Consider the following 26,380-nt stretch of genomic DNA (forward strand, 5'->3'; position numbering starts at 1 on the left):
ACATGTGCGCAGGAAAGGAGCTATTCGTGGAAGACCTGCTGCGGGAGTACCTCCCGATTCTGGTGTTTCTGGCCGTTGCCGTGGGCCTTGGGATCGTCTTGATTCTGGCCGCCGTCGTACTGGCCGTCCGCAATCCCGACCCCGAAAAGGTCAGCGCATATGAATGTGGTTTCAATGCCTTCGACGATGCGCGGATGAAATTCGACGTCCGATTCTATCTGGTTTCGATTCTGTTCATCATCTTCGATCTAGAGATCGCTTTCCTGTTTCCCTGGGCCGTGGGCTTCAGAGACATCAGCGATGTCGGGTTCTGGTCCATGATGGTGTTCCTGGGTGTTCTGACCATCGGCTTTGCCTATGAATGGAAGAAAGGGGCGCTGGAATGGGAGTGATGACAGGTGCCAACACTGCCGGTGTCGACAAGGAAGTCGCCACTCAGGCCCTGAACGCCGAGTTGCAGGACAAGGGTTTCCTGCTGACCTCGACCGAAGACATCATCAACTGGGCCCGCACCGGCTCGTTGCACTGGATGACCTTTGGACTGGCCTGCTGCGCGGTTGAGATGATGCATACCTCGATGCCACGTTATGATGCGGAACGGTTCGGCATCGCGCCCCGGGCGTCTCCGCGCCAGTCGGACGTGATGATCGTGGCGGGAACGCTGACCAACAAGATGGCCCCGGCGTTGCGGAAGGTCTATGACCAGATGCCCGAGCCGCGCTATGTGATCTCGATGGGCTCCTGCGCGAATGGCGGGGGGTATTACCACTATTCCTATTCCGTCGTGCGTGGCTGTGACCGGGTTGTTCCGGTGGACATCTACGTGCCCGGCTGCCCTCCGACTGCTGAGGCACTGCTTTACGGTCTGATGCAGTTGCAACGCAAAATCCGCCGTACCGGCACAATTGTCCGCTGAGGAGAGAGCTGATGAGCGAAGCACTCAAGGAACTCGGCGCACAGCTGGAAATCAAACGCTCTGATTGCGTTCTGTCATGGGACGTGACCCATGGCGAACTGAACGTGGACGTGGCACCGTCGAATCTTGTGGAATTCGTCGAATTCCTGAAATCCGACCAGAGCTGCAAATTCTCGACGCTGGTGGATATCACTGGCGTGGATTACCCCGAACGCGCCAAACGGTTCGATGTGGTCTATCACTTTCTGTCGATGTACCAGAACCAGCGCATCCGGCTGCGAGTCTCGATCCGTGAAGAAGACATGGTGCCGTCCATCGTTGACGTGCACCCCTCGGCCAACTGGTTCGAGCGTGAGGTGTTCGACATGTTCGGCATCCTGTTCTCGGGCCACCCGGATCTGCGGCGCATCCTGACGGATTATGGATTCCGCGGCTACCCGCTGCGCAAGGATTTCCCGACTACCGGCTATACCGAGGTCCGCTATGACGAGGCGCAAAAGCGCGTGGTCTACGAGCCCGTCAGCCTGGTGCAGGAATACCGTCAGTTCGATTTTATGTCCCCTTGGGAGGGTGCGAACTACATTCTGCCGGGGGATGAGAAACAGGGGACAGAATAATGGGTGGCATCTGGTGGTTGATCCTGTCTGCACTGACAATCATTCCGATGGTAAAGATTTTACCGTTCTTCGGGATCAACAAATACTGGTGTCTGCTGTGTCTGGTTCCCTTTGGCACGATCGCCCTGCTGTGGTGGGTCGGGCTGAAACTGCAAGAGTTGGAGCGCCGCTGAGATGATGGGTGAGTTGATCATTCTGGGCGCGTTGGGGGTACTGCTGGCCGGGGCTGCAGCCAAAGCGGCCGGGGCGGAAAAGGTTCGGGTTCGGGCCGATGCGAAAAAGAAACGAGGGCGTTGATGGACGGCTCAAGATACGATGACGGCAGCACGGACGCGCTGAGCGGAGAACAGAAGATCCGCAATTTCAACATTAACTTCGGCCCGCAACACCCTGCGGCGCACGGGGTTCTGCGCCTTGTGCTCGAGCTCGACGGTGAGATCGTCGAACGCTGCGACCCGCATATCGGCCTGCTGCACCGCGGCACCGAAAAGCTGATGGAAAGCCGGACCTATCTGCAAAACCTGCCCTATTTCGACCGTCTGGATTACGTGGCGCCGATGAACCAGGAACATGCCTGGTGTCTGGCCATCGAAAAGCTGACCGGGGTCGAGGTGCCGCGTAGGGGGTCGCTGATCCGGGTTCTGTATTCCGAGATCGGCCGCATCCTGAACCACCTGCTGAACGTGACCACGCAGGCGATGGATGTGGGCGCGCTGACCCCGCCGCTTTGGGGTTTTGAAGAGCGTGAAAAGCTGATGGTGTTCTACGAGCGTGCCTGCGGGGCCCGCCTGCACGCGGCCTATTTCCGCCCCGGCGGTGTACATCAGGACCTGCCGCCCGAACTGCTGGACGATATCGAGGCGTGGAGCCACGAGTTCCCCGCCGTTCTGGACGACATTGACGGTCTGCTGACCGAAAACCGCATCTTCAAACAGCGCAACGCCGATATTGGTGTCGTGACTGAAGATGACATTCAGAAATACGGTTTCTCGGGCGTGATGGTGCGCGGGTCGGGTCTTGCATGGGACTTGCGCCGCGCGCAGCCCTATGAATGCTATGACGAGTTCGAATTCCAGATCCCCGTCGGCAAAAACGGCGACTGCTATGACCGCTATTTGGTGCGCATGGAAGAGATGCGCCAGTCGCTGTCGATCATCCAGCAGGCCATCGTCAAAATCCGCGAATGCCCCGGTGACGTGCTGGCGCGTGGCAAGATCACCCCGCCGAAACGCTCGGACATGAAGACCTCGATGGAAAGCCTGATCCATCACTTCAAGCTGTATACCGAAGGCTTCCACGTTCCCGCAGGCGAGGTCTATGCCGCCGTCGAAGCCCCCAAGGGCGAGTTCGGCGTCTATCTGGTTGCCGACGGCACCAACAAGCCTTACCGCGCCAAACTGCGCGCGCCCGGTTTCCTGCACTTGCAAGCCATGGACCACGTCGCCAAGGGCCACCAACTGGCCGACGTCGCCGCCATCATCGGCACCATGGATGTCGTTTTTGGAGAGATTGACCGCTAATGCTCCGCCGTCTTCATCCCGAACAACCCGAAAGCTTTGCCTTCACAGCTGCCAACCAGCAATGGGCCGAAGCGCAGATCACCAAATACCCCGAAGGCCGTCAGGCCAGCGCGGTCATTCCGCTGCTGTGGCGCGCGCAAGAACAGGAGGGCTGGCTGAGCCGCCCGGCGATTGAAGCCATCGCCGACATGCTGGGCATGGCCTATATCCGCGTGCTCGAGGTTGCGTCCTTCTACTTCATGTTCCAGCTGCAACCGGTTGGATCTGTGGCGCATATTCAGGTCTGCGGCACGACGTCCTGCATGATCTGCGGGGCCGAAGATCTGATCGCGGTCTGCAAGGAAAAGATCGCCGCGAAACCGCATGAACTTTCTGCCGATGGCAAGCTGAGCTGGGAAGAGGTTGAATGCCTCGGGTCCTGCACCAACGCGCCGATGGCGCAGATCGGCAAGGATTACTACGAGGATCTGACCGCCGAGAGCTTCGGCAGGATCCTCGATGATCTGGTGGCGGGCAAAGTGCCGACGCCCGGCCCTCAGAACGGGCGTTACGCGGCCGAGCCGTTGAAAGGGCTTTCCAGCCTGTCCGAATATGAAGCCGGCAAGCCGAAATACAACGCAAGTGTTGAACTGGCGACTGAGCTTGGGGACACGGTCAAGCGTATTGACGGAACCGAAGTTCCGATCCTGACACCTTGGCTTGGCAAGGATGGCAAAGCCGAAGCTTCCGGTTCCGCTCCTCAACCGCCGAAAAAGCCGGAGCCCGGCAAGACGGCGGCACAACAGAGTGGAACCAAAAAATCGACCCATACCGAACCGGCATCTCCCGAGGGCGCTGCAGCAAAGACGGATAGCCAAGACGTTCAGGAAACCCAGCCTAACACTCTAACCGCCGCACGCGACGGCAAGGCGGATGACCTTAAATTGTTGAAAGGCGTCGGCCCCAAGCTGGAAGAAACGCTGAACGAGCTGGGTTTCTATCACTACGACCAGATCGCGGCCTGGACGCCCGAACATGTGGCCTGGGTCGATGCGCGATTGAAATTCAAAGGCCGGATCGAACGCGATGGCTGGATCGAGCAGGCGGCCAAGCTTGCTGCCGGTGAGGAAACCGAATTCGCCAAACGTGCCAAATCCGAGGGCACATACGAAGACTAGACGGATGCCCGTTCCGGGCTTCGGGGGAAGATGGACAAGGACAAGGAACAGGCCATAGCCCGCAAGGGCCGACATATCGGGGTGGTCATCGCCGTGACCATGCTGATCTGGCTTGCGATGAACCTGTTCATTGGCCCCGCGCTGGGTTTGACGACCCGGCATGCGCTGCTGTTTGATCTCGCCGCTCTGGCGGGGTTCATCTATGCAGGCATCAACATTTTTCAACTCTGGCGCATGCGTCAGGATAGCTGAAGGTAACACGCGATGCTGAAGGATCAGGACCGGATCTTTACCAACATCTACGGGATGCATGAACGCACGCTGAAAGGTGCGCAGGCCCGCGGGCATTGGGACGGCACTGCTGGCCTGATTGAAAAAGGGCGCGACTGGATCATCCAGACGATGAAGGATTCCGGGCTGCGCGGACGCGGCGGCGCGGGTTTCCCGACTGGTCTCAAATGGTCGTTCATGCCCAAGGAAAGCGACGGGCGCCCGTCCTATCTGGTGGTCAACGCGGACGAATCCGAACCCGGCACCTGCAAAGACCGCGAGATCATGCGCCATGATCCGCATACGCTGATCGAGGGCTGCCTGATCGCGTCTTTCGCCATGAACGCCCACACCTGCTACATCTATCTGCGTGGTGAGTACATCCGCGAACGCGAGGCGTTGCAGGCCGCGATTGACGAGGCCTATGACGCGGGTCTGTTGGGCAAGAATGCCGCCGGCTCGGGCTGGGATTTCGACCTGTTTCTGCACCACGGGGCAGGCGCCTATATCTGTGGCGAGGAAACCGCGCTGATTGAAAGCCTCGAAGGTAAAAAGGGCATGCCGCGGATGAAGCCGCCGTTCCCCGCAGGTGCGGGCTTGTATGGCTGCCCGACGACCGTGAACAACGTCGAATCCATCGCCGTCGTGCCCACGATCCTGCGCCGTGGGGCGGATTGGTTCGCAGGTTTCGGCCGCCAGAACAACGCGGGCACCAAGCTGTTTGCGATCTCGGGTCACGTTAACAACCCCTGCGTGGTCGAAGAGGCGATGTCGATTTCCTTCGAGGAACTGATCGAGACTCATTGCGGCGGCATTCGCGGTGGCTGGGACAATCTGCTGGCCGTGATCCCCGGAGGATCCTCGGTTCCGTGTGTGCGCGGTGAGAACATGCGCGACGCGATCATGGATTTCGATTATCTGCGCAACGATCTGGGCTCGGGGCTTGGAACGGCGGCGGTGATCGTGATGGACAAGTCCACCGACATCATCAAGGCGATCTGGCGCCTGTCGAAATTCTACAAACACGAAAGCTGCGGCCAGTGCACGCCCTGCCGCGAAGGCACCGGCTGGATGATGCGGGTCATGGACCGCCTGGTGCGCGGCGAGGCCGAGCTGGAAGAGATCGACATGCTGTTTGATGTGACCAAACAGGTGGAAGGTCACACGATCTGTGCTCTAGGCGATGCGGCCGCTTGGCCGATCCAGGGCCTGATCCGGAATTTCCGCGAAGAAATCGAAGACCGCATCAAGGCTCAGAAATCGGGCCGTATGGGTGCGATGGCGGCGGAGTGATCGGGATGGACATGTTTGCGGAATACAGCCACGCGATTTCATCGGTTGTGCTTTTCACGCTGGTGGTTCTGTTCCTGGCCCCGTTTTCAGCGCTGGCCAAGCAGGGCAAGGGCCTCGCGCCGGGGGCAACCCCTGAGCAGGACTATTCTGATCAGGCCTATCGACTGAACCGGGCCTATCTGAACGGAACGGAAACGCTTCCGGCGTTTGTGGCCGTAGTGACTGCGGCGGTATTGCTGGGCGCCAGCCCGTTCTGGGTCAATCTGCTGGCGTCTGTCGCTTTGGTTGCGCGGTTGGTGATGCTGGTGGTGCACATCAAAGGTATAGGCAAGCCGAACAGTGGCCTTCGGTCCGTGCTGTATGTGTTGGGCTGGGCCTGCATGTTTGTGATTGGGCTTATGGCATTGGTGGCGGCGTTCTGATGGCGTCCCGGCAGATGAAAACACGAAGAGGGATAGTATGAAGGCCCCAAGAACCCTTTTAGTCCTGCTGGCACTGGCAAGCGTGTCCGCCTGCGGCATCATCAAGCCGTCGGAAGATCGTATTCTGTTCGATGGAAAGGCGTTCAAGGCAAAGGCGAAGGCGGTCGACAAGAAAGCATCGCCAACGGATTTTACCGTTGTGGTGAAGGGTGCGTCCGCATCGCTGGATGGCGCGCGTGAGGCCGGCCGACACGAAGGAACCAAGTTTTGCGTGCAGAATTTCGGGTCTTCGCGGATCGATTGGAAAGTGGGGCCGGACACCGAACCGCAAAACCTGCGCATTAGTGATGATCAATTGACCTTTGCGGGAAAATGCCAACGGCCATGACGCGCGGTTTTGCATATCACGACACGGATTGCCGGCCGCTATTGCCTAGCAAGACCGGACCGGTTCGTTTTGGTGCGTCCAAAACGAAGGGAAGATCCATGTCTTTTGCCAAAACACTCGCGCTGGCTGCCTTGATCACATTGCCTGCCGTCGCAAATGCGAAGCCGCCCTTGAGGGATGTCAAAGAGATCGATAACGAACTCTATTACATCGCCATCGCAAATGAAATTTCGGAATATTGCCCCTCGATCAGCGGGCGTCGATTGAAAGCGATCAGTGTGATGTGGGGGCTGCGGTCCAAGGCGAACAAGCTGGGGTATTCGGATACCGAAATCCGCTCTTACGTCGAATCGGATGCTGAAAAGGACCGGATGCGCGCCAAGGGCGAGGCGTATCTGGCTTCGAATGGCGTGACCTATGACAACCCCAACACATTCTGCACTCTGGGGCAGAAGGAAATCCAAAGAAACAGCGCCATTGGCGTTTATTTGAGGGCGAATTGAAAGCCATGTCTGACCTCCGCAAGATCAATATCGACGGACAGGAAATCGAAGTCGATGGCGCGATGACCCTGATCCAGGCTTGTGAACAAGCCGGGGTCGAAGTGCCGCGCTTTTGTTATCACGAGCGTCTGTCGATTGCTGGCAATTGCCGGATGTGCCTAGTCGAGGTCGTCGGCGGGCCGCCGAAACCTGCGGCATCCTGCGCGATGCAGGTGCGTGACCTGCGTCCGGGGCCTGAAGGCCAGCCCCCGGTGGTCAAGACGAACTCGCCCATGGTCAAAAAGGCCCGCGAAGGCGTGATGGAGTTCCTGCTGATCAACCATCCGCTGGATTGCCCGATCTGCGATCAGGGTGGCGAATGCGACCTTCAGGATCAGGCGATGGCCTATGGCATGTCCGGATCCCGCTTCAAGGAAGCAAAGCGGGCGGTCGATGATCTGGATCTTGGCCCGTTGGTTGGCACCGCAATGACCCGCTGCATCAGCTGTACGCGCTGCGTGCGCTTTACCACCGAAGTTGCCGGGATAACTCAGATGGGTCAGACCGGGCGCGGTGAGGATGCCGAGATCACCTCGTATCTGAACCAGACGCTGGATTCGAATTTGCAGGGCAACATCATCGATCTGTGCCCTGTCGGGGCGCTGACCTCCAAGCCCTACGCCTTTACTGCGCGTCCGTGGGAATTGACCAAAACCGAAAGCATCGATGTGATGGATGCGTTGGGATCGAACATACGCGTCGATACCAAAGGCCGTGAAGTCATGCGTTTCCTGCCGCGCAATCATGACGGCGTGAACGAGGAATGGATCAGCGACAAGACACGTTTCGTCTGGGATGGCCTGCGCCGTCAGCGTTTGGACAAGCCCTATGTCCGTGAAAACGGCAAGCTGCGCCCGGCTTCATGGTCCGAGGCGCTGACCAGGGCCGCAGAGGCGCTGAAGGGCGCCGAGAAACCTGCCGGTATCGTGGGTGATCTGGCTCCGGTCGAGGCGGCGTTTGCGCTGAAACAGATGATCGAAGGGCAGGGTGGTGTTGTCGAATGCCGTACCGATGGTGCTAAGCTTCCGGCGGGCAATCGTGGCGCCTATGCCGGTACCGCCGCGATTGAAGATATCGACACCGCGGAACGCATCCTGCTGATCGGTACAAACCCACGTGACGAAGCGCCTGTCCTGAACGCGCGCATCCGCAAGGCGTGGGCGCATGGGGCCGAAGTCGCTTTGGTCGGTCCTGCGGTCGATCTGACATATGACTACCACCATGTTGGCGATGATCGAACAGCGCTGCAAAAAGTTGTCGACATGGGCGGAGATGACGAGATCAAGAGCAAACGTTCGTTGGTCATCATCGGGCAGGGCGCTTTGCAGGAAGCGGACGGCGCCGCCGTGCTGGCTGCTGCGCAAGCCATCGCGGCCAATACGGAAAGTGGTCTGATCGTTTTGCACACTGCGGCGTCGCGCGTCGGTGCGATGGATGTGGGTGCCACGAACGAAGGCGGAATGGACGCGATCAGCGCCGCCGATGTGATCTACAACCTTGGTGCGGATGAGGTCGAGATCGGCGAAGGCGCCTTTGTGATCTATCAGGGCAGCCATGGTGACCGGGGCGCGCACCGCGCCGATGTGATCCTGCCAGGCGCGGCCTATACCGAGGAAAACGGCGTGTTCGTAAACACCGAAGGTCGTCCTCAGTTGGCGATGCGAGCCGGTTTTGCGCCGGGTGAGGCGAAGGAGAACTGGGCCATCCTGCGCGCCTTGTCGGCCGAACTGGGCGCAACACTGCCCTACGACTCTCTGGCACAGCTGCGCACGGCCTTGATCGAGGCGGTTCCGCATCTGGCCCGCATCGACGAAGTGATCGAGAACGAAGTGAAAGCTCTCGACGCCGGTGCTCTGGGCAACGCAACTTTCCGCTATGCGATCAAGGACTTCTACTTGACCAACCCGATCGCACGCGCTTCACAGCTGATGGCCGAGCTGTCGGCACAGGCGCAGGCCCGCAAATCCGAGAAGATCGCGGCGGAATGACCCAGACCTGTTTCATATCGCAGGCAAAAGCGGCTGCCGGGTGGCAGTTCGCCGCGCCAGATTTGCGTGTGAAACCGAATATTAAGGGTGGCGCAATGGCGGCAGATGCTGTTTACACCAACGCGCCGACCCAGCCGCAGTTTGCGCAGGCTTCTGGCCTTTGCATCGCGCGCGGAAAACGGAATACCCACGGTGTGAGGACCAATGGCTGAATTCTTTAACACCCCAGGCGGAATAGCCATCATCATTTTGGCGCAAGTGCTTGCCGTTGTTGCCTTTGTGATGATTTCACTGTTGTTCCTTGTTTACGGGGACCGCAAGATCTGGGCCGCTGTCCAGATGCGCCGCGGCCCCAACGTGGTGGGCGTCTATGGCCTGCTGCAATCGGTGGCGGATGCCCTGAAATATGTGGTGAAAGAGGTCGTCATTCCTGCGGGCGCCGACCGGACGGTCTTTATCCTCGCACCGCTGACATCCTTCGTTCTGGCCATGATCGCCTGGGCGGTGATCCCGTTCAACGATGGCTGGGTTCTGTCGGATATCAACGTGGCCATCCTCTATGTATTCGCCGTGTCCTCGCTCGAGGTTTATGGCGTGATCATGGGCGGTTGGGCGTCTAACTCAAAGTACCCGTTCCTGGGCTCGCTGCGCTCGGCCGCGCAGATGATTTCCTACGAGGTTTCGATCGGCCTGATCATCATCGGTGTGATCATCTCGACCGGCTCGATGAATTTTGGTGACATCGTGCGTGCTCAGGACGGCTCGTTCGGCTTCTTCAGCTGGTACTGGCTGCCGCATTTCCCGATGGTGTTCCTGTTCTTCATCTCGGCCCTGGCCGAAACCAACCGCCCGCCCTTCGACCTGCCCGAGGCGGAATCGGAACTGGTTGCCGGTTATCAGGTCGAATACTCGGCCACGCCTTTCCTGCTTTTCATGGCAGGCGAATACATCGCCATCTTCCTGATGTGCGCGCTGACCTCTCTGCTGTTCTTCGGCGGCTGGCTGTCGCCGATCCCGGGCCTGCCCGATGGCGTGCTGTGGATGGTCGCCAAGATGGCGTTCTTCTTCTTCATCTTCGCGATGGTCAAGGCGATCACGCCCCGCTACCGCTATGACCAGCTGATGCGGCTGGGTTGGAAAGTGTTCCTGCCATTCTCGCTGGCTTGGGTGGTTTTCGTGGCCTTCGCGGCGAAATTCGACTGGTTCTGGGGCGCATTTGCCCGTTGGAGCGTAGGAGGCTGATATGACTCAAATTGACTATACCCGCGCTGCCAAATACTTCCTTCTGCAAGACTTCTGGGTCGGCATGAAACTGGGGCTGAAGTATTTCTTCGCCCCCAAGGCCACGGTGAACTATCCGCACGAAAAGGGGCCTCTGTCCCCACGTTTCCGCGGCGAACACGCTCTGCGCCGCTATCCGAATGGTGAAGAACGCTGCATCGCCTGCAAACTCTGCGAGGCGATCTGCCCTGCGCAAGCCATCACCATCGACGCCGAGCCGCGCGAAGACGGCAGCCGCCGCACCACGCGGTACGACATCGACATGACCAAATGCATCTATTGCGGTTTCTGCCAAGAGGCCTGCCCGGTCGATGCCATCGTCGAAGGCCCGAATTTCGAATTCGCGACGGAAACCCGAGAAGAGCTGTTCTATGACAAGCAGAAACTGCTGGACAACGGCGAACGCTGGGAAGCCGAGATCGCCCGCAATCTGGAATTGGACGCGCCTTACCGATGACTGACAGCCCGACAAATCCGTTCGAGCTGATGATGAAGCAGGCTCAGGACATGGCCAAGGCGATGAACCCGGCGATGGAAAGCTTCTCGCCCAAGGGGTTCGAGGCGCTGTGGCCGACCATGCCGAAAGAGGTCATGGAGATGATGTTCGGCAACACCGTCAACAAGGACGGGCTGGATGCCAAGACTCGCCTGTTGCTGACGCTGGCCGGGCTGACCTGTCAGGGCGCTCAGGCGGACTCGGCCGTACGCCAGACTGTGCGCCATGCACTGGAGGCAGGCGCAAAGAAACAAGAGATCGTGGAAACGATCGGTCAGATGTCGGTCTTTGCCGGCATCCCGGCCATGACCCGCGCGCTGGATCTGGCGCAAGAGGTCATGGGCGACAACGAGGATGAGGATCAATGACCGTCTTTGCCTTCTATCTGTTTGCCATCAGCGCCATCACCGGCGGGCTGTTCACGGTGATCAGCCGCCAGCCGGTGCACTCGGTGCTATGGCTGATCCTGGCGTTTCTATCCTCGGCGGGGCTGTTCGTGCTACTGGGGGCCGAGTTCGTGGCGATGCTGCTGATCATCGTTTACGTGGGCGCGGTCGCGGTTCTGTTCCTGTTTGTGGTGATGATGCTGGACGTGGACTTTGCCGAGCTTAAAGCCGAGATGGCGCGCTATATGCCGCTGGCCTTGCTGATCGGTCTGGTCATCCTGATGCAGTTCGTCATGGCCTTCGGGGCTTGGGACAGCGCGCAGGGCGCAGCGGCCAATTTGGCGCAGCCGGTCCCGGCGGACCGTCACAACACCGAGGCGCTTGGCGTCATTCTTTACGATCAATACTTCCTTCTGTTCCAGCTGGCGGGCCTGATCCTGTTGGTAGCCATGATCGGTGCCATCGTGCTGACGCTGCGCCACCGTCAGGACATCAAGCGTCAGGACATCGTCGGCCAGATGATGCGCGACCCGGCCAAGGCGATGGAATTGAAGGACGTGAAACCGGGGCAGGGACTTTGAGACCATGATCGGACTTGAACACTATCTTACGGTCGCGGCGACGCTGTTCGTCATCGGCATCTTCGGTCTCTTCCTGAACCGCAAGAACGTCATCATCCTGCTGATGAGCATCGAACTGATGCTGCTGGCGGTGAATATCAACCTCGTGGCGTTTTCCAGTTTCCTCGGCGATCTGGTCGGGCAGGTCTTCACGCTGTTCGTGCTGACCGTTGCGGCGGCCGAGGCGGCGATCGGGTTGGCCATTCTGGTCTGCTTCTTCCGCAACCGCGGCACCATCGCGGTTGAAGACGTCAACATGATGAAGGGGTAAGGGATCATGGAAACCACAATCCTCTTTGCCCCGCTGGTGGGTGCGCTGATCTGCGGCTTTGGCTGGAAGTTCATAGGTGAGAAAGCGGCCATGTGGTCGGCCACGGGCCTGCTGTTTCTGGCCTGTCTGCTGTCATGGCTCGTGTTCTTCTCGTTTGACGGGCACACACAACAGATCGAGATCATGCGCTGGATAGAAAGCGGATCGCTCTCGACCTCGTGGGCCATCCGTCTGGACCGACTGACCGCCATCATGCTGATCGTGGTCACCACGGTTTCGGCGCTCGTGCATCTCTACAGCTTTGGCTACATGGATCACGACCCGCAATGGCGCGAGGGCGAAAGCTATAAGCCGCGTTTCTTCGCCTATCTGTCCTTCTTTACCTTCGCCATGCTGATGCTGGTGACGGCGGACAACCTTGTGCAGATGTTCTTTGGCTGGGAAGGCGTGGGTGTCGCATCCTACCTCCTGATTGGTTTCTACTATCGCAAGCCTTCGGCAAATGCGGCGGCGATGAAGGCGTTCATCGTCAACCGTGTCGGCGACTTCGGCTTTGCTCTGGGCATCTTCGCGCTGTTTTTCCTGACCGACAGCATCAACTTTTCGGACATTTTCGCATCGGCACCCGCGCTTGCTGAAGAAGAGCTGCATTTCCTGTGGGGCGAATGGACCGCGGTCGAGGTGATCTGTGTTCTTCTGTTCATCGGTGCGATGGGTAAATCCGCGCAGCTGATCCTGCACACCTGGTTGCCCGACGCGATGGAAGGCCCGACGCCGGTGTCGGCCCTGATCCACGCGGCCACCATGGTCACAGCGGGCGTGTTCTTGGTCTGCCGCATGTCGCCGCTGATGGAGTTCGCGCCGGGCGCGACCGGGTTCATCACCTTCCTTGGGGCCTCGACTGCGTTCTTCGCGGCGACCGTGGGTCTGGTACAGACCGATATCAAGCGCGTCATTGCGTATTCGACCTGTTCCCAGCTGGGATACATGTTCGTGGCCGCGGGCGTCGGCATGTACTCGGCGGCCATGTTCCACCTGTTCACGCACGCTTTCTTCAAAGCGCTGCTGTTCCTGGGCGCCGGTTCCGTGATCCACGCCATGCATCACGAGCAGGAGATGACGGAATACGGTGGTCTGCGCAAAAAGATCCCTTACACCTTCTGGGCAATGATGATCGGAACGCTGGCCATCACAGGTGTCGGCATTCCGCTTACCACAATCGGTTTTGCCGGGTTCCTGTCTAAAGACGCGATCATCGAAAGCGCCTATGCGGGTGGAACCGGGTACGCCTTCTGGATGCTGGTGATCGCGGCGATGTTCACATCGTTCTATAGCTGGCGTCTGATCTTTCTGACCTTCTATGGTAAACCGCGTGGCGACAAGCATACGCATGACCACGCACATGAAAGCCCGATGACCATGCTGGTGCCGCTGGGCGTTTTGTCGCTGGGTGCGGTGTTCGCCGGGATGATCTGGTATGGCAATTTCTTTGGCCATGCGGACAAGGTCGGCAAGTTCTACGGTATTCCGGTTGCCGAAGCGTCAGAACATGCCGAGGCCGGTGATCATGCGGCGGCGGATGCTTCGCACGGCGAAGACAGCCATGCGGATGAAAGCCACGCGGCTGACAGCCATGCCGATGAAGGTCATGGTGAGAAGGATGCCAAGGGTGGCGATCATCACTATGTCTTTTCGGGCAAACCGGGCGAGGGCGCGCTTTACATGGCGCCTGACAACCATGTTCTGGACGATGCGCATGCGGCTCCGAAATGGGTCAAGGTTTCACCCTTCGTCGCCATGTTGCTTGGCTTTGTCGTGGCCTATTGGTTCTACATCGTGAACACGTCGCTGCCGGCACGTCTGGCTGCAAATCAGCGTCCGCTGTACCTGTTCCTTCTGAACAAGTGGTATTTCGACGAAATCTACGATGCGGTCTTCGTAAAACCCACTGTAGCGCTTGGCCGCTTCCTGTGGAAACGCGGTGACGGCAATACAATCGATGGCTTCCTGAACGGAGTAGCAATGGGCGTCGTTCCCTTCTTCACCCGCCTCGCCGGCAAAGCGCAGACCGGGTACATCTTTACCTATGCCTTCTGGATGGTGCTGGGCATCGCGGCCCTTGTGACCTGGATGTCGATCGGCGGAGGGGCCCAGTAATGGACTATATCCTTTCGATCGTCACGTTTATCCCCGCCATCGCCGCAGGCATTCTGGCCTTGTTCCTGCAGGGTGACGATGCGGCGGCACAGCGGAACGCCAAGTGGATTGCTCTGCTGGCCACCACGGTAACCTTCCTGGTTTCCATCGGCATCTATACCGGCTTTGACCCGTCGAACCCCGGCTTCCAGATGGTGGAAGAGGGTGAATGGCTGATGGGCCTCAAATACAAGATGGGTGTTGATGGCATCAGTGTCCTGTTCGTTCTGCTGACGACCTTCATCATGCCGCTGACCATTCTGGCCAGCTGGAATGTCACGGACCGAGTCAAGGAATACATGGTCGCCTTTCTGCTGCTGGAAACGCTGATGCTGGGCGTCTTCATGGCGCTTGATCTGGTACTGTTCTACCTGTTCTTCGAGGCAGGTCTTATTCCGATGTTCCTGATCATCGGGATATGGGGCGGCAAGGATCGGATCTACGCCAGCTTCAAGTTCTTCCTCTACACCTTCCTTGGCTCGGTCTTGATGCTGGTCGCCATGGTTGCGATGTATGCGGATGCGGGCACCACGGATATTGCCGCGCTGATGACGCACCAGTTCTCGTCCGAGGGCTTCAGCGTGCTTGGCATTTATGTTGTCGGTGGGATGCAGACCCTGATGTTCCTGGCCTTCTTTGCTTCGTTCGCGGTGAAAATGCCGATGTGGCCGGTGCACACCTGGTTGCCGGACGCCCACGTTCAGGCGCCCACGGCGGGATCGGTCGTACTGGCGGCGATCCTGCTGAAGATGGGCGGCTATGGCTTCCTGCGGTTCAGCCTGCCGATGTTCCCGGTGGGTTCGGCCGTGATGACCGATCTGGTGCTGTGGATGTCTGCCATCGCGGTTGTCTATACCTCGTTGGTGGCGCTGGTGCAGGAGGATATGAAGAAGCTAATCGCCTATTCCTCGGTCGCGCATATGGGCTTTGTGACCATGGGTATTTTCGCGGCAAACCAGCAGGGCATCGATGGCGCGATCTTCCAGATGCTCAGCCACGGGTTCATCTCGGCGGCGCTCTTCCTCTGTGTCGGCGTGATCTATGACCGGATGCACACCCGCGATATCGAGGCCTATGGCGGTCTGGTGATCCGGATGCCCGCATACGCGCTGGTCTTCATGCTGTTTACCATGGCCAATGTCGGCCTGCCGGGCACATCGGGCTTCATCGGCGAATTCCTGACCCTGATGGGCGCGTTCCAAGTCAACACCTGGGTAACGGCGGTGGCTGCGACCGGTGTGATCTTCTCGGCGGCTTATGCGCTGTGGCTCTACCGTCGGGTCGTGTTTGGCGATCTGATCAAGGAAAGCCTCAAGGCGATGACCGACATGAGCGCGCGCGAGCGGTTGATCTTCGCCCCTCTGATCGTGATGACCATCCTGCTGGGTGTCTACCCGTCGCTGGTAACCGATGTGATCGGGCAATCCACAGCGGCTCTGATTTCGAACTATGACACGGCTCTGGCCGCGGCTGAGGCTGCTACCCAGACAGCCGCTTCGCATTAAGGGAGCTTTGGAGACATGATCCAGGCTGATCTGACAATCATCCTGCCGGAAATCGTTCTGGCGCTTTATGCGATGGCGGCGCTGCTGGGCGCTGTCTACACGACAAAGGACGGGTTGGCGCCTTTGTTGGTCTGGACCACGGCAGGTCTTATGGCCCTTCTGGCAATCTGGATTGCAACTCAGGGCGGCGGTACAAACGTGGCCTTCAACGGCATGTTCGTCGATGACGGCTTTGCCCGCTTTGCCAAGGTTGCCATCCTGCTGTCGGCGGGTGCCGTACTGGTCATGAGCCAGGAATACATGGCGCGCCGTGATCTGCTGCGATTTGAATATCCTTTGCTGGTGGCACTGGCCGCCGTGGGGATGATGATGATGGTCAGCGCAGGCGATCTGATGTCGCTTTACATGGGGCTCGAGCTGCAATCGCTGTCGCTCTATGTCGTGGCTGCTCTGCGTCGTGACAGCGCGAAATCGACCGAGGCAGGTCTGAAGTATTTCGTGCTAGGTGCGCTGAGCTCGGGGCTGCTGCTTTATGGTGCGTCGCTGGTCTATGGCTTCACCGGCACCACGTTGTTCTCGGGCATCATTCAGACAGTTCACCATGGCGATGTTTCGTTGGGGCTGCTGTTTGGTCTGATCTTCCTGATCTCGGGTCTGGCCTTCAAGGTCTCGGCCGTTCCGTTCCATATGTGGACGCCGGACGTTTACGAGGGGTCTCCCACGCCGATCACGGCCTTCTTTGCCACGGCGCCGAAGGTTGCGGCGATGGCGTTGTTCGCGCGCCTGTTGCATGACGCGTTCGGCGGTGTTGTCGAAGACTGGCAGCAAGTGATTGTTCTGCTGTCCGTACTGTCGATGTTGCTGGGCGCCGTGGCCGCGATCGGGCAGCGCGACATCAAGCGTCTGATGGCGTTTTCGTCGATTGCCCATATGGGCTATGCGCTGATTGGTCTGGCCGCCGGTACCGAGCTGGGTATCAAGGCGATGCTGATGTATCTGGCCATCTACGTGACCATGAATATCGGCACCTTCGCCTTCATTCTGATGATGGAGCGTGACGGCAAACCCATCACCGACATTGACGCTCTGCGGCAATACTCCAAGCGTGATCCGGGCAAGGCACTGGCGGTTCTGATCCTGATGTTCAGCCTTGCGGGCGTGCCTCCGATGCTTGGTTTCTTTGCGAAATTCGGCGTCTGGCAGGCGGGCGTCAGTGCGGGTCTGACCGGTCTGGTCGTCGTCTCGGCCATCGCTTCGGTCATCGGTGCCTTCTATTACCTGCGGATCGTGTTCTACATGTATTTCGGGGCCGAGAACGAAGAGCCGATCGAAACCCGGTCGACCCCTGTTTTGTGGGTGGCATTGATGGGGTCTGCGGCCCTGATGCTGGTCGGTATCTTCTATCAGTTCGGCGTCGAGGGCGCGGCAGCTGCCGCGGCGGCCACGCTTGTCAACTGATCGTTTTGCACAACCTGAAAGAGGGGCTCGGTCGCGCGACCGGGCCTTTTTGATATGACAAAATGGCCCCAAGGCTATGGCTTGCACGAGGTGCAGGAAGTCGACAGCACGCTGAATGAAGCGGCGCGGATTGCTCCGAATGCGCGTGGTCCCGTCTGGATCATGGCGCATCACCAGACGGCGGCGCGCGGGCGGCGCGGACGAAGCTGGGCCAACCCGATGGGCAACCTGGCGGCGACCTTGCTGATGCGTCCTCAGGGCGCGCCGGAACAGGCGGCTTTGCGCAGTTTCGTGGCGGCGCTGGCTCTTTTTGACGCGTGCGTCGCCGTTACCGGGCGGGCTGCCGGACTGTCGCTGAAATGGCCCAATGACGTGCTGCTGAACGGCGGCAAGCTTGCCGGTATCCTGCTGGAAAGCACGGGGCAGGGGCGCGGCGTGGCGCATCTGTCCATCGGCATCGGAGTGAATCTGGCCAATGCCCCGGATGCGGACGCGGTAGAGCCCGGCGCGGTTCGTCCCGTGTCACTTCTTTCGGAAACCGGGGCAAATGTCTCGCCCGAGGATTTTCTGACCGAACTGGCCGCGGCCTACGCCGCGTATGAAACCCAATTCGTCACCTATGGGTTCGAACCGATCCGCACCGCCTGGCTGTCCCGCGCGGCCCGGTTGGGCGAGGTCATCACCGCGCGGACCGGTACGTCGGAAACGGTTGGAACCTTCGAAACGGTGGACGCAAGCGGTAACCTTGTCTTAAACACCGCCAAAGGCCGCGTGAGCATTCCTGCGGCGGATGTCTATTTCTGAGAGGGGCACGGATGCTTCTGGCCATCGATTGCGGCAATACCAATACCGTCTTTTCTATCTGGGACGGTGAGGAGTTTTTGTGCACCCTGCGCACCTCGACCCACCATGCGCGCACGGCAGACGCTTATTTCACCTGGTATTCGACGCTGGTGAAGCATTACGGGATCGAGGCGGACATCACCGATGTGATCATCGCCTCGACCGTGCCGCGCGTCGTGTTCAACCTGCGTATCTTCGCCGATCGTTTTTTTGGGTGCAGACCATTGGTTGTGGGCAAGCCCGATTGCCTGTTGCCGGTCCCGCCGCGTGTGGATGAAGGCACGGTGCCTGGCCCGGATCGACTGGCCAATGCGGTTGGTGCCTTTGACCGGCATGGTGGCAATGTGGTTGTCGTGGATTTCGGAACCGCAACGAATTTCGACGTTGTCGCCGCCGACGGCGCATATGTGGGGGGCATTATCGCCCCCGGTGTGAACCTGAGCCTTGAGGCCCTGCATCAGGGTGCCGCGGCGCTGCCGCATATCGATGTCTCCCGACCTGACAAGGTGATCGGTACGAATACGGTTGGTTGTATTCAATCGGGCGTGTATTGGGGATATTCCGGTTTGATCGAGGGGCTGATCGCCCGGATCAAGGCCGAGTATGGAATGCCGATGAAAGTCGTTGGAACCGGAGGGCTGGCCCCCTTGTTCGATCAGGCCGACGTGGGGTTCGACGCAATCGAGGATGATCTGACGATGCACGGCCTGACCGTGATCCATCGCTACAACAAGGATAATGGCTCCGTATGAGCAGTGAAAGATTGATCTACCTGCCGCTGGGTGGCGCGGGCGAAATTGGCATGAACGCCTATGTGTACGGCTACGGTGAACCGGGAAAGGAACGCCTGATCCTTGTGGATCTGGGCGTCACTTTTCCCGATATGGACACGACGCCGGGCGTTGACCTCATCTATGCCGATATCTCATGGTTGAAAGAGCGTGCCGACCGACTGGATGGTGTTTTCATCACGCACGCCCATGAAGACCATGTCGGTGCCGTGGCCCATTGTTATGAAGCTCTGGGCGCGCCGGTCTATGCGCGCGCCTTCACGGCCAATATCGCGCGCCGCAAGATGGAAGAACACGCAAACCCGACCGAGGCGGTCACGACCGTTTCCGCCTGGCCTGAACAGGTGTCCGTCGGGCCGTTCACAGTTGGTTTCCTTCCGGTTTCGCACTCGATTCCCGAAAGTGCCGCATTGGTCATCGATACACCCGCAGGGCGTGTCGTGCATTCGGGCGACTTCAAGCTGGATGCAGCACCGGTCGTTGGCGAGGCCTTTGACCCTGACCTGTGGGCCGAGGTCGCCAAGCCCGGCGTCAAGGCGCTGGTCTGTGACAGTACGAATGTGTTTTCGACCCATCCGGGGCGTTCAGAATCCGAAGTTGGCCCCGAGATCGTCAAGCTGGTCGAAGGCGCGGAAGGCATGGTCGTGGCAACCACCTTTGCCTCAAACGTCGCGCGGGTCAAAACGCTGGCCGAGGCGGGTGCGCGGGCCGGGCGTTCCGTCGTCCTGCTGGGGCGCGCGATGCGTCGGATGATCGAAGCCGCGACCGAAACCGGTATTCTTGCGGATTTTCCCAAGGTGATCAGCGCCGAAGAGGCTCTGGACCTTCCGCGCCAGAACCTGATGCTGATCGTGACCGGCAGCCAGGGGGAACGACGGGCCGCAAGCGCCCAACTGGCCCGTGGCAAGTACCGTGGTCTGGAGCTGGCCGAGGGCGATCTGTTCCTGTTTTCCTCGAAAACCATTCCCGGGAACGAGCGGGGCGTGATCTTTATCATGAACCAGCTCAGCGAAAAGGGCGTGGATGTCGTCGATGACAGTTCGGGCCTTTATCATGTCTCGGGCCATGCGAACCGGCCGGACCTCGAGAAAGTGCACGCACTGACCGATCCGCAATTCGTGATCCCGATGCATGGCGAACACCGGCACCTGCGCGAGCATGTCAAACTGGCAGAGCAGGGTGGCAGAACCGGAGTGCTGGCGGTGAACGGCACCATGCTGGATCTCAGCGGCAATGCGCCTGTGGTCGTCGATTATGTTGAAACCGGTCGCACGTATCTGGACGGCACCGTGAAGATCGGCGCCCTTGACGGCGTGGTGCGGGATCGTATCCGCATGGCTTTGAACGGCCATGTTACGGTGACGGTGGTTCTGGACGAAGAAGACGAACCGCTGGGCGAGCCGTGGTGCGACACCATGGGGCTGCCCGAAACTGGCACGTCCCGTGCCGCGTTGGTCGAAGTGCTGGAAGAGGATCTGAACCAGTTCCTGATGCGGGCCGCCGCCAAGACCCTGCGCGATGACGACAAGCTGGAAGAAGAAATGCGCCGCATCGTGCGGCAGACAGCCAAAGCCGAAATTGGCAAAAAGCCCGAAGTGACGGTGGTGGTCAGCCGGATGCGGTGAAACCGATCCGTCAGTCGTGGGTTGGCATCGGATAGCCCCTGAGACGCAGGAACAGGTTGGCTTCTTCGTTGTTTTTGTAGAATGGAACCGACGATGGCGGCTCGGGGGACGTAACCCGGGCCGCTATTTCCGCCAGAACGACCTCGGTGATAAACGGCAGATCCAGATCCCGTGCCCGATCCAGTGGCACCCATTGCAGGTGCGACAGCTCATCCGAGGCGTGACTGAAATCATCCACATCACCTTGCAGAGCGTCGGCGTCGACCAGAAAGAACCGCGCATCGAACCGGCGGGGACGGCCCGGTGGAGTTACCGCGCGAAAGACGAACTGAAGCGCAGCCGCAGTTGGCAGGTAACCCAACGCGGCAAAGTTTTGCCAATCGTCAGGTGCATGACCGGGCCATGTGCCCGGCTGGCCAAGAACAAGACCGGTTTCTTCCCAAAGCTCGCGTATGGCGGCCGCGGCGAGGGCGTGTTGAATCCCCGGCTCGGCCTGTTCGCCCAAACGTTCAAAGCACAGATCCGGCAAATCCGTTGCCAATGGAACATCCGCGTCAGCCGGATCAACCGCGCCACCGGGAAAGACAAACTTGTTCGGCATGAAGGCCGCTTTGGACCCGCGCTGCCCCATAAGGATCGAGGGGTTTGTCCATCTGTCCCGCAGTACGATAACCGTCGCTGCGTCCCGGATGGCTGTTTTGTCGGGTGTCATGTCCAAACTGGTCAACTGGGTCGGGTCACGCGGTTTTTCCAAAGCCATGCATGCGGCGCGCCCACTGATAGGCCACCACCGCACCTTTCAGGCGTGGCAACAGGTACAGGGACAGGGCAACGCAGGCGAAGGAAAAGCCGATGGCCATGGTCCACGGATCGGGCCGCCAATGCACGTACGACACGTGCAGAGCGGGAGCCAGCAGGTGGCCGACCAGCAGGATTGTCAGGTAGGCGGGCCCATCATCTGCGCGATGGTGAAACAACTCCTGCCCGCAGTTCGAGCAGGAGTCATTGACCTTGAGATAGCTGTGCAACAGCTTGCCTTCCCCGCAGTTGGGGCATTTGCAGCGAAACCCCTTGACCAGGGCGGGCCATGTCCCACGCTCATCTTCAGAGGTCGTTTCGATCGTCTGATCCGTCATAATGTAACTCGCGCAGTAATCTTTTGCGGATAATGGGCCTGATCGCGAAAATTTAAAAGGGGGGTGCGTCGCTTTGCAACGTCTGCCCGACACGTCGGCATGGGGCGACCCCGAACCTTTCAAAAATAAAATTGATTTCAGCGACGGAATTCCTGGCGCCGCCCGTTTGAATGGGTATGAGCGGCGGCACTCGGGCCGCGTCAACAAAAGGAAACGGAAATGAAAAACGTTACATTCATCTCGGCAATTGTTATGTCGGCTGTTGCGATTACCGGTACTTCTGTTCTGGCCGCTGGCCCGGGTGGCCGCGAGCCGGTGTCCTTTCAGGAACTGGACGCCGATGGCGATGGTCAGGTGACGCAACAAGAGATGGAGGCGCATCGCACCGCTCGTTTCACCGAGGCGGACACCAATGGGGATGGAAAGCTGAGCCAGGAAGAAATGCAGGCTGCCGCCCAGAAGAAAGCCAGCGATCGGGTTGCCAGGATGTTCGAAAACAACGACGCGAACAAAGATGGCTTCCTCAGCCAGGATGAGTTGCCGAAACCGCGCCGGGCTGACAAGATGTTTGATCGGATGGATGCGGACAACAGTGGCGGAATCTCGGAACAGGAATTTGCCGATGCCAAAGATCGGATGGGACGGCACCATAAGAAAAAGCATCAAAAATCGAATGCAAGCGATAACTGATGCAGGATGGAGGATCTGACCTCCCACCCACAAGATGTTCGCGGTGCGGATTGCGCCGCGAACACACTCAGCGACGATGCGTTGCTGAGGCAATTCGCCGACGGCGAGGCGGGGGCGGCACGGATCCTGACCGATCGTTTGGGGCCACGCTGTTACTCGGTTGCTTTGCGTATGTTGGGCAATCGGGCCGAGGCGGAAGACGTGACGCAGGATGCGATGATGCGGTTATGGCAGATGGCGCCGAATTGGGTGTCGGGTCAGGCCAAGGTTTCGACCTGGCTGTATCGGGTGACGCTGAACCTGTGCGTGGACATCAGGCGCAGGAAGACACCTGACAGGTTGTCGGACGTTCCAGAGCCCGAAGATGGCAAGGCCAGCGTTGTTGACCGCATACAGGACGAGGCGCGCAAGGATGCCTTGCAGTCGGCTTTGGCAGAGCTGCCCGAGCGGCAGCGACAAGCGGTCGTGCTGCGCCATATTGAAGAGCTGCCCAACCCCGAGATTGCCGGGATAATGGGCATTTCGGTAGAAGCAGTTGAAAGCCTGACCGCAAGAGGCAAGCGCAGCCTGACCGCGATCTTGGCCGGACGACGCGAAGAACTGGGGTATGACAATGGCGGATGAAGACCTGGAACTTGATCATTTGTTTGCACAGGCACAGCGGCAGCGACCGACACTGCCGGACGATCTTGCCGTGCGCATCCAGACGGATGCTGAAACTGTTCGCCTCAGTCGTCTTGCGCCTGCACCGCAACCGATGCCTTCGATATGGAACAGGTTGATAAGCAATGTAGGAGGATGGCAGGGCCTTGGCGGGCTTGTCGCCGCAAGTGCTGCCGGGGTCTGGATCGGGTTTTTCGCACCGGCCTTTCTGCCGGACCCGGCCAACCTGTTGACGTCAGAGGAGACACCCTTCCTCGTGGCCGACCTTGGATTTGACTCGAGTTTTCTGGAGAGCACGGAATGAACGCTGATCCCAAGCCCAAACGCAGGTGGGTGCCTGTCGTCCTGGCCCTGTCACTGGCGCTGAACCTGCTGGTTGTCGGTGTCGCTGTGGGCACCGTATTGCGCCTCAAAGGTGGGGATCATGCCAAATCACCGCCCGGCTTCGGCCCCACGTTGTACCGGGCCCTGCCCAAGGATGATCGAAAGGCGATGCGAGGCGAGCTGACGGGCCTGCACAAAAAGGGATCCAAGGGTCGTGCTCAGGATTTTGAAGCGCTCAGTCAGGCGTTGCGTGCAACGCCCTTTGACCCGGTGGCCGTTCAGGTTCTGTTGCAACAACAAGCACAGGCCACCGCCGATTTGCAGCAGGCCTTGCAAACGCAATGGCTGGCACGTGTGACCGCCATGAGTGATGATGAGCGGCGGGCCTATGCAGACCGATTGCAGGAGGTCGTCAAACGCGGGCCGCATGGGCACAAGAAAAGAGACTGAACAGATCAGGCGGCACTTTGCCTGATACTCACCTGATTGCGCCCTGCCTTCTTCGCAGCATAAAGCGCTTTGTCCGCGGATTTGATCAGGTTTTCCACGCTTTCAGCCGCACAGTCTTGCGGGGCGAAACCGACCTGAGACAACTTCAACCCGATACTGACCGTCACATCAACTTGTGCCCCATGGTCCGGTAACAGGAACGGGGACTGGCAGATGCTGTCACAAACGGTTTCGGCCAGGTTCAACGCCTGTTTCGGCGATACATCGGGCACGCCGATCATGAACTCTTCCCCTCCGATGCGGGCGACAAAGCCACGAGATCCCAAGGCATTTTGCATACGTTCCGCCGCTTGCGTCAAAACGTAATCGCCGCTTGCATGGCCATGGCCATCATTGATTGCCTTGAAGTGATCCAGATCGGCCAGCATTATCGCAAAACTGCGCCCCGTTCTGGCGGATTGGCGCGCGATCTGATCCAGCGCGCGCATGGCGTAGCGGCGATTGTGCAGCCCGGTCAACGGGTCGATCCAGGATTCCGCGATGCCTCTTTTGAGAGAGACGCGCATCTGATCCAGTCGCGCTTTGCGGGCAATCTGGTTTTCAAGCCGCAGCAGGATCTCCTGCGCGCAGAACCCGCCCAGACAGACAGCATCGGCCCCTCGGTCCAGAGCTTCCGAAGCCTGTCCGGAGTCTTCGTCCTTCAGCACCCCGATCAAAACCGTGTGCCGGGTCACGCCGCGTGATCTCAGGTCGGCAAGGATATTCAGGCCGGCCGGGTTCGAGCCCAGTTCAACCACGATCGCATCAGGAACAGAGCCGGACAAAACACCCCGCAGGTTTGACTGAAGATGCCAGTTCAAATCAAATTGACGTTGATCGTCCAGGGCCTTTTGCCAAAGCGCGCCGGTTCGGGCCGTGTGGGTCAGAATATCAACCCGCGCCGCCTTGGACGGTCTGATCATAGGTTGGGCCGGCTCTGCGAAGCCAACCGGTTGCGATCCGTTGCCGACCTGCAAATCCTGAGTGGCCGCACGGGCACGCAGAAGGCTGCGAACCCGCGCCAATAATAAAGTGTCTTTGAACGGGTGCGTCAGAACATCATCCAGCCCGTCCTTCAACGCCCGCAGCCGGGCGTCCCGGTCATTTTGCGCGGCAATCACCACGACCGGAACGTCGTCAAGGCCGGGTTCCTTCGCGATCGCCTTCTTCACATCCGCAGCCGTTCCGTCCGGCAACGTCTGGGCCGTCAGAACCAGATCCGGTTGCGTACGCCGCACGAGTGCGGGCAACCCTTCAAGCTTTTCCCCCTGCACCACGTGATACCAGGCCGCCGTCAGCTGTACCTTCAGCATGATGCGATTGGTCGATACCCCGTCGAGGACAAGGATGGTTCCCTGCACAGACATAGTTGTTCACCGTTGATTGCATGCGTGAACAAAGTGTTTATGACTCTGGTTAACAAACCCTTTCCAAGACTGGATCTGACCCAAGTTTATGCCGATATCCCCTGATTCCGCCGAAACTCTTGCGCTGACGGCCCTGGCCTGGCTGGTCAGCAATGACGAGCTTTTGCCTGTTTTTCTGGGCTCTACGGGCGCATCGATCGAGGATGTGCGCGATCGGGCAAGCGCTACCGAGTTTCTGGCGTCGGTTCTTGATTTTCTGGTGCTTGACGATTCGTGGGTCATGGCGTTTTGTGACGCCAATTCACTCGCCTATGATCTTCCCGCCCAGGCAAGGGCGGTATTGTCCGGCGGCGCCGAGATACACTGGACATAACCATATATTCCGCAGGAGCACCGGATGCCGATAGATGCGATCATCTTTGACAAAGATGGCACGCTGTTTGACTTTGCCAATACGTGGGGAGGGTTCGGGCGCGCGATGCTGTTGCGCCTGTCCGACGGGGACGAAGATCGCGCGACCGAGCTTGGCCGTGTCATCGGATATGATTTCGAGCAAGGGAAATACACCGAAGACAGCATTGTAATCGCCGCCACGGTCGAGGAAATCGCAGAAGTTCTGATTGCCCATGTCGTTGGCGTGACCTTGCAAGAGATCATCGATTTGATGAACTCCGAAGCCGCCTCGGCCCCGCAGGTGCCTGCCGTGCCATTGGTTCCTTTCCTGGAAGGTCTGCAAAACTCCGGAATCAAGCTGGGCGTTGCGACGAATGACAGTGAACATCCTGCTTTGCAGCATCTCGAATCTGTCGGGATAAGGGGGCATTTCGATTTCGTCGCCGGGTATGACAGCGGTCACGGGTTCAAGCCGGGACCGGGCCAGTTGCTGGCCTTTGCCGCCCATATCGGGGTCGAGCCGTCTCGTATCGCGATGGTGGGGGACAGTCTTCATGACTTGCAGGCCGGGCGTGCGGCGGGGATGACCACGATCGGTGTTTTGACCGGTTTGGCCGAGGCGGATGCATTGGCTCCGTGGGCGGATGTGATTTTGCCGGATATCGGACATATTCCCGAATGGTTGGCCAAAATTTGATTTTCAAATCCGGGATTCGACAAAACGGAATGAAAA

Annotated in this window: 32 protein-coding genes; 29 read left to right on the forward strand and 3 right to left on the reverse strand. The window is 59.2% G+C overall.

Translation table 11 applies throughout. The annotated features are described in order from the left end of the window. Positions 1–26 precede the first annotated feature (26 nt). The 23 genes from ACR0C6_RS01700 to ACR0C6_RS01810 all read left to right on the forward strand — a co-directional run bounded on the left by ACR0C6_RS01700 (position 27) and on the right by ACR0C6_RS01810 (position 20,585). Positions 27–392, forward strand: a complete 366-nt coding sequence (locus ACR0C6_RS01700) for an NADH-quinone oxidoreductase subunit A (protein ID WP_068335558.1) — start codon at positions 27–29, stop codon at positions 390–392. Further along, on the forward strand, positions 383–916 hold the full coding sequence (locus ACR0C6_RS01705) for a NuoB/complex I 20 kDa subunit family protein (protein ID WP_010442777.1): 534 nt from the start codon (positions 383–385) through the stop codon (positions 914–916). Before ACR0C6_RS01700 ends, ACR0C6_RS01705 begins: the two co-directional genes overlap by 10 nt. A gap of 11 nt (positions 917–927) precedes the next feature. After that, the gene (locus ACR0C6_RS01710) at positions 928–1,533 is read left to right on the forward strand and encodes an NADH-quinone oxidoreductase subunit C (RefSeq protein ID WP_171227954.1); all 606 of its coding nucleotides are present in this window, start codon (positions 928–930) and stop codon (positions 1,531–1,533) included. Further along, positions 1,533–1,706 (forward strand): hypothetical protein, encoded by a 174-nt coding sequence (locus ACR0C6_RS01715; RefSeq protein WP_010442775.1) that lies wholly within the window; start codon positions 1,533–1,535, stop codon positions 1,704–1,706. Before ACR0C6_RS01710 ends, ACR0C6_RS01715 begins: the two co-directional genes overlap by 1 nt. A gap of 123 nt (positions 1,707–1,829) precedes the next feature. Next, positions 1,830–3,053 (forward strand): NADH-quinone oxidoreductase subunit D, encoded by a 1,224-nt coding sequence (locus ACR0C6_RS01720; protein WP_171115034.1) that lies wholly within the window; start codon positions 1,830–1,832, stop codon positions 3,051–3,053. After that, positions 3,053–4,210, forward strand: a complete 1,158-nt coding sequence (locus ACR0C6_RS01725) for an NADH-quinone oxidoreductase subunit E (protein ID WP_480445661.1) — start codon at positions 3,053–3,055, stop codon at positions 4,208–4,210. The genes ACR0C6_RS01720 and ACR0C6_RS01725 overlap by 1 nt, the downstream gene beginning before the upstream one ends. Positions 4,211–4,240: 30 nt before the next feature. Next, positions 4,241–4,462: a DUF5337 domain-containing protein gene (locus ACR0C6_RS01730; RefSeq protein WP_171092174.1), complete on the forward strand. Its 222-nt coding sequence runs from the start codon at positions 4,241–4,243 to the stop codon at positions 4,460–4,462. Positions 4,463–4,474: 12 nt separating this feature from the next. Further along, positions 4,475–5,773, forward strand: coding sequence for an NADH-quinone oxidoreductase subunit NuoF (gene nuoF / locus ACR0C6_RS01735; RefSeq protein WP_152458587.1), 1,299 nt, complete (start codon positions 4,475–4,477; stop codon positions 5,771–5,773). Positions 5,774–5,778: 5 nt separating this feature from the next. Continuing rightward, positions 5,779–6,195, forward strand: coding sequence for an MAPEG family protein (locus ACR0C6_RS01740; RefSeq protein ID WP_171115040.1), 417 nt, complete (start codon positions 5,779–5,781; stop codon positions 6,193–6,195). Positions 6,196–6,232: 37 nt separating this feature from the next. Beyond that, entirely contained in the window at positions 6,233–6,583 is a 351-nt protein-coding gene (locus ACR0C6_RS01745; RefSeq protein WP_480445657.1) for a hypothetical protein, read from the forward strand. A gap of 98 nt (positions 6,584–6,681) precedes the next feature. Further along, a complete protein-coding gene (locus tag ACR0C6_RS01750; RefSeq protein ID WP_171227957.1) occupies positions 6,682–7,086 on the forward strand; it encodes a DUF5333 domain-containing protein in 405 nt (134 codons plus the stop codon). Positions 7,087–7,091: 5 nt separating this feature from the next. Further along, entirely contained in the window at positions 7,092–9,113 is a 2,022-nt protein-coding gene (gene nuoG, locus ACR0C6_RS01755; RefSeq protein WP_480618048.1) for an NADH-quinone oxidoreductase subunit NuoG, read from the forward strand. A gap of 204 nt (positions 9,114–9,317) precedes the next feature. Then, on the forward strand, positions 9,318–10,355 hold the full coding sequence (gene nuoH, locus ACR0C6_RS01760; RefSeq protein WP_152458581.1) for an NADH-quinone oxidoreductase subunit NuoH: 1,038 nt from the start codon (positions 9,318–9,320) through the stop codon (positions 10,353–10,355). Between the two features lies 1 nt (position 10,356). Continuing rightward, on the forward strand, positions 10,357–10,851 hold the full coding sequence (nuoI, locus tag ACR0C6_RS01765) for an NADH-quinone oxidoreductase subunit NuoI (RefSeq protein WP_152458580.1): 495 nt from the start codon (positions 10,357–10,359) through the stop codon (positions 10,849–10,851). After that, positions 10,848–11,258 carry a carboxymuconolactone decarboxylase family protein gene (locus tag ACR0C6_RS01770; RefSeq protein WP_152458579.1) on the forward strand — a complete coding sequence of 137 codons (411 nt, stop codon included), beginning with the start codon at positions 10,848–10,850 and terminating at the stop codon, positions 11,256–11,258. The genes nuoI and ACR0C6_RS01770 overlap by 4 nt, the downstream gene beginning before the upstream one ends. Continuing rightward, positions 11,255–11,857, forward strand: a complete 603-nt coding sequence (locus ACR0C6_RS01775) for an NADH-quinone oxidoreductase subunit J (RefSeq protein WP_171115048.1) — start codon at positions 11,255–11,257, stop codon at positions 11,855–11,857. Before ACR0C6_RS01770 ends, ACR0C6_RS01775 begins: the two co-directional genes overlap by 4 nt. A gap of 4 nt (positions 11,858–11,861) precedes the next feature. Further along, a complete protein-coding gene (nuoK, locus tag ACR0C6_RS01780; protein WP_005984024.1) occupies positions 11,862–12,167 on the forward strand; it encodes an NADH-quinone oxidoreductase subunit NuoK in 306 nt (101 codons plus the stop codon). A gap of 6 nt (positions 12,168–12,173) precedes the next feature. Then, positions 12,174–14,324 (forward strand): NADH-quinone oxidoreductase subunit L, encoded by a 2,151-nt coding sequence (gene nuoL, locus ACR0C6_RS01785; RefSeq protein WP_480445653.1) that lies wholly within the window; start codon positions 12,174–12,176, stop codon positions 14,322–14,324. After that, the gene (locus ACR0C6_RS01790; RefSeq protein WP_480618049.1) at positions 14,324–15,868 is read left to right on the forward strand and encodes an NADH-quinone oxidoreductase subunit M; all 1,545 of its coding nucleotides are present in this window, start codon (positions 14,324–14,326) and stop codon (positions 15,866–15,868) included. The genes nuoL and ACR0C6_RS01790 overlap by 1 nt, the downstream gene beginning before the upstream one ends. Before the next feature lie 15 nt (positions 15,869–15,883). Then, on the forward strand, positions 15,884–17,326 hold the full coding sequence (gene nuoN, locus ACR0C6_RS01795) for an NADH-quinone oxidoreductase subunit NuoN (protein ID WP_171115054.1): 1,443 nt from the start codon (positions 15,884–15,886) through the stop codon (positions 17,324–17,326). Between the two features lie 54 nt (positions 17,327–17,380). Next, positions 17,381–18,130: a biotin--[acetyl-CoA-carboxylase] ligase gene (locus ACR0C6_RS01800; RefSeq protein WP_480618050.1), complete on the forward strand. Its 750-nt coding sequence runs from the start codon at positions 17,381–17,383 to the stop codon at positions 18,128–18,130. A gap of 11 nt (positions 18,131–18,141) precedes the next feature. Continuing rightward, positions 18,142–18,921, forward strand: coding sequence for a type III pantothenate kinase (locus ACR0C6_RS01805; protein WP_152458573.1), 780 nt, complete (start codon positions 18,142–18,144; stop codon positions 18,919–18,921). Then, positions 18,918–20,585, forward strand: a complete 1,668-nt coding sequence (locus ACR0C6_RS01810; protein WP_480618051.1) for a ribonuclease J — start codon at positions 18,918–18,920, stop codon at positions 20,583–20,585. The genes ACR0C6_RS01805 and ACR0C6_RS01810 overlap by 4 nt, the downstream gene beginning before the upstream one ends. A 10-nt stretch (positions 20,586–20,595) precedes the next feature. Here ACR0C6_RS01810 and ACR0C6_RS01815 read toward each other — a convergent pair whose 3' ends face one another. Next, positions 20,596–21,297 carry an NUDIX hydrolase gene (locus ACR0C6_RS01815; RefSeq protein ID WP_480618807.1) on the reverse strand — a complete coding sequence of 234 codons (702 nt, stop codon included), beginning with the start codon at positions 21,295–21,297 and terminating at the stop codon, positions 20,596–20,598. Positions 21,298–21,322: 25 nt separating this feature from the next. After that, positions 21,323–21,721, reverse strand: a complete 399-nt coding sequence (locus ACR0C6_RS01820) for a DUF983 domain-containing protein (protein WP_480618052.1) — start codon at positions 21,719–21,721, stop codon at positions 21,323–21,325. 219 nt (positions 21,722–21,940) lie between these two features. Here ACR0C6_RS01820 and ACR0C6_RS01825 point away from each other — a divergent pair, with 219 nt between their 5' ends. Genes ACR0C6_RS01825 through ACR0C6_RS01840 form a run of 4 tightly spaced genes read left to right on the forward strand, consistent with a single transcriptional unit; the run spans position 21,941 to position 23,848 of the window. Beyond that, a complete protein-coding gene (locus tag ACR0C6_RS01825) occupies positions 21,941–22,411 on the forward strand; it encodes an EF-hand domain-containing protein (RefSeq protein ID WP_171205470.1) in 471 nt (156 codons plus the stop codon). 6 nt (positions 22,412–22,417) lie between these two features. After that, on the forward strand, positions 22,418–23,035 hold the full coding sequence (locus ACR0C6_RS01830) for an RNA polymerase sigma factor (RefSeq protein WP_480618053.1): 618 nt from the start codon (positions 22,418–22,420) through the stop codon (positions 23,033–23,035). Next, complete coding sequence (locus ACR0C6_RS01835) at positions 23,025–23,378, forward strand: hypothetical protein (protein ID WP_480445643.1); 354 nt, start codon at positions 23,025–23,027, stop codon at positions 23,376–23,378. The genes ACR0C6_RS01830 and ACR0C6_RS01835 overlap by 11 nt, the downstream gene beginning before the upstream one ends. Next, complete coding sequence (locus ACR0C6_RS01840; protein ID WP_480445641.1) at positions 23,375–23,848, forward strand: periplasmic heavy metal sensor; 474 nt, start codon at positions 23,375–23,377, stop codon at positions 23,846–23,848. Before ACR0C6_RS01835 ends, ACR0C6_RS01840 begins: the two co-directional genes overlap by 4 nt. Positions 23,849–23,853: 5 nt before the next feature. Here the strand turns inward: ACR0C6_RS01840 and ACR0C6_RS01845 are convergent, their stop codons facing one another. Further along, complete coding sequence (locus tag ACR0C6_RS01845) at positions 23,854–25,254, reverse strand: diguanylate cyclase (RefSeq protein ID WP_480618054.1); 1,401 nt, start codon at positions 25,252–25,254, stop codon at positions 23,854–23,856. 88 nt (positions 25,255–25,342) lie between these two features. Between ACR0C6_RS01845 and ACR0C6_RS01850 the strand changes: the two genes are divergently transcribed. Together ACR0C6_RS01850 and ACR0C6_RS01855 are read left to right on the forward strand one after the other, a co-directional pair. Beyond that, positions 25,343–25,627, forward strand: coding sequence for a DUF3572 domain-containing protein (locus ACR0C6_RS01850; RefSeq protein ID WP_480618055.1), 285 nt, complete (start codon positions 25,343–25,345; stop codon positions 25,625–25,627). A 24-nt stretch (positions 25,628–25,651) separates the two neighbouring features. Continuing rightward, positions 25,652–26,344 carry an HAD family hydrolase gene (locus ACR0C6_RS01855; protein WP_480618056.1) on the forward strand — a complete coding sequence of 231 codons (693 nt, stop codon included), beginning with the start codon at positions 25,652–25,654 and terminating at the stop codon, positions 26,342–26,344. Positions 26,345–26,380 lie beyond the last annotated feature (36 nt).

It is taken from the genome of Ruegeria sp. AL12 (assembly GCF_056540885.1).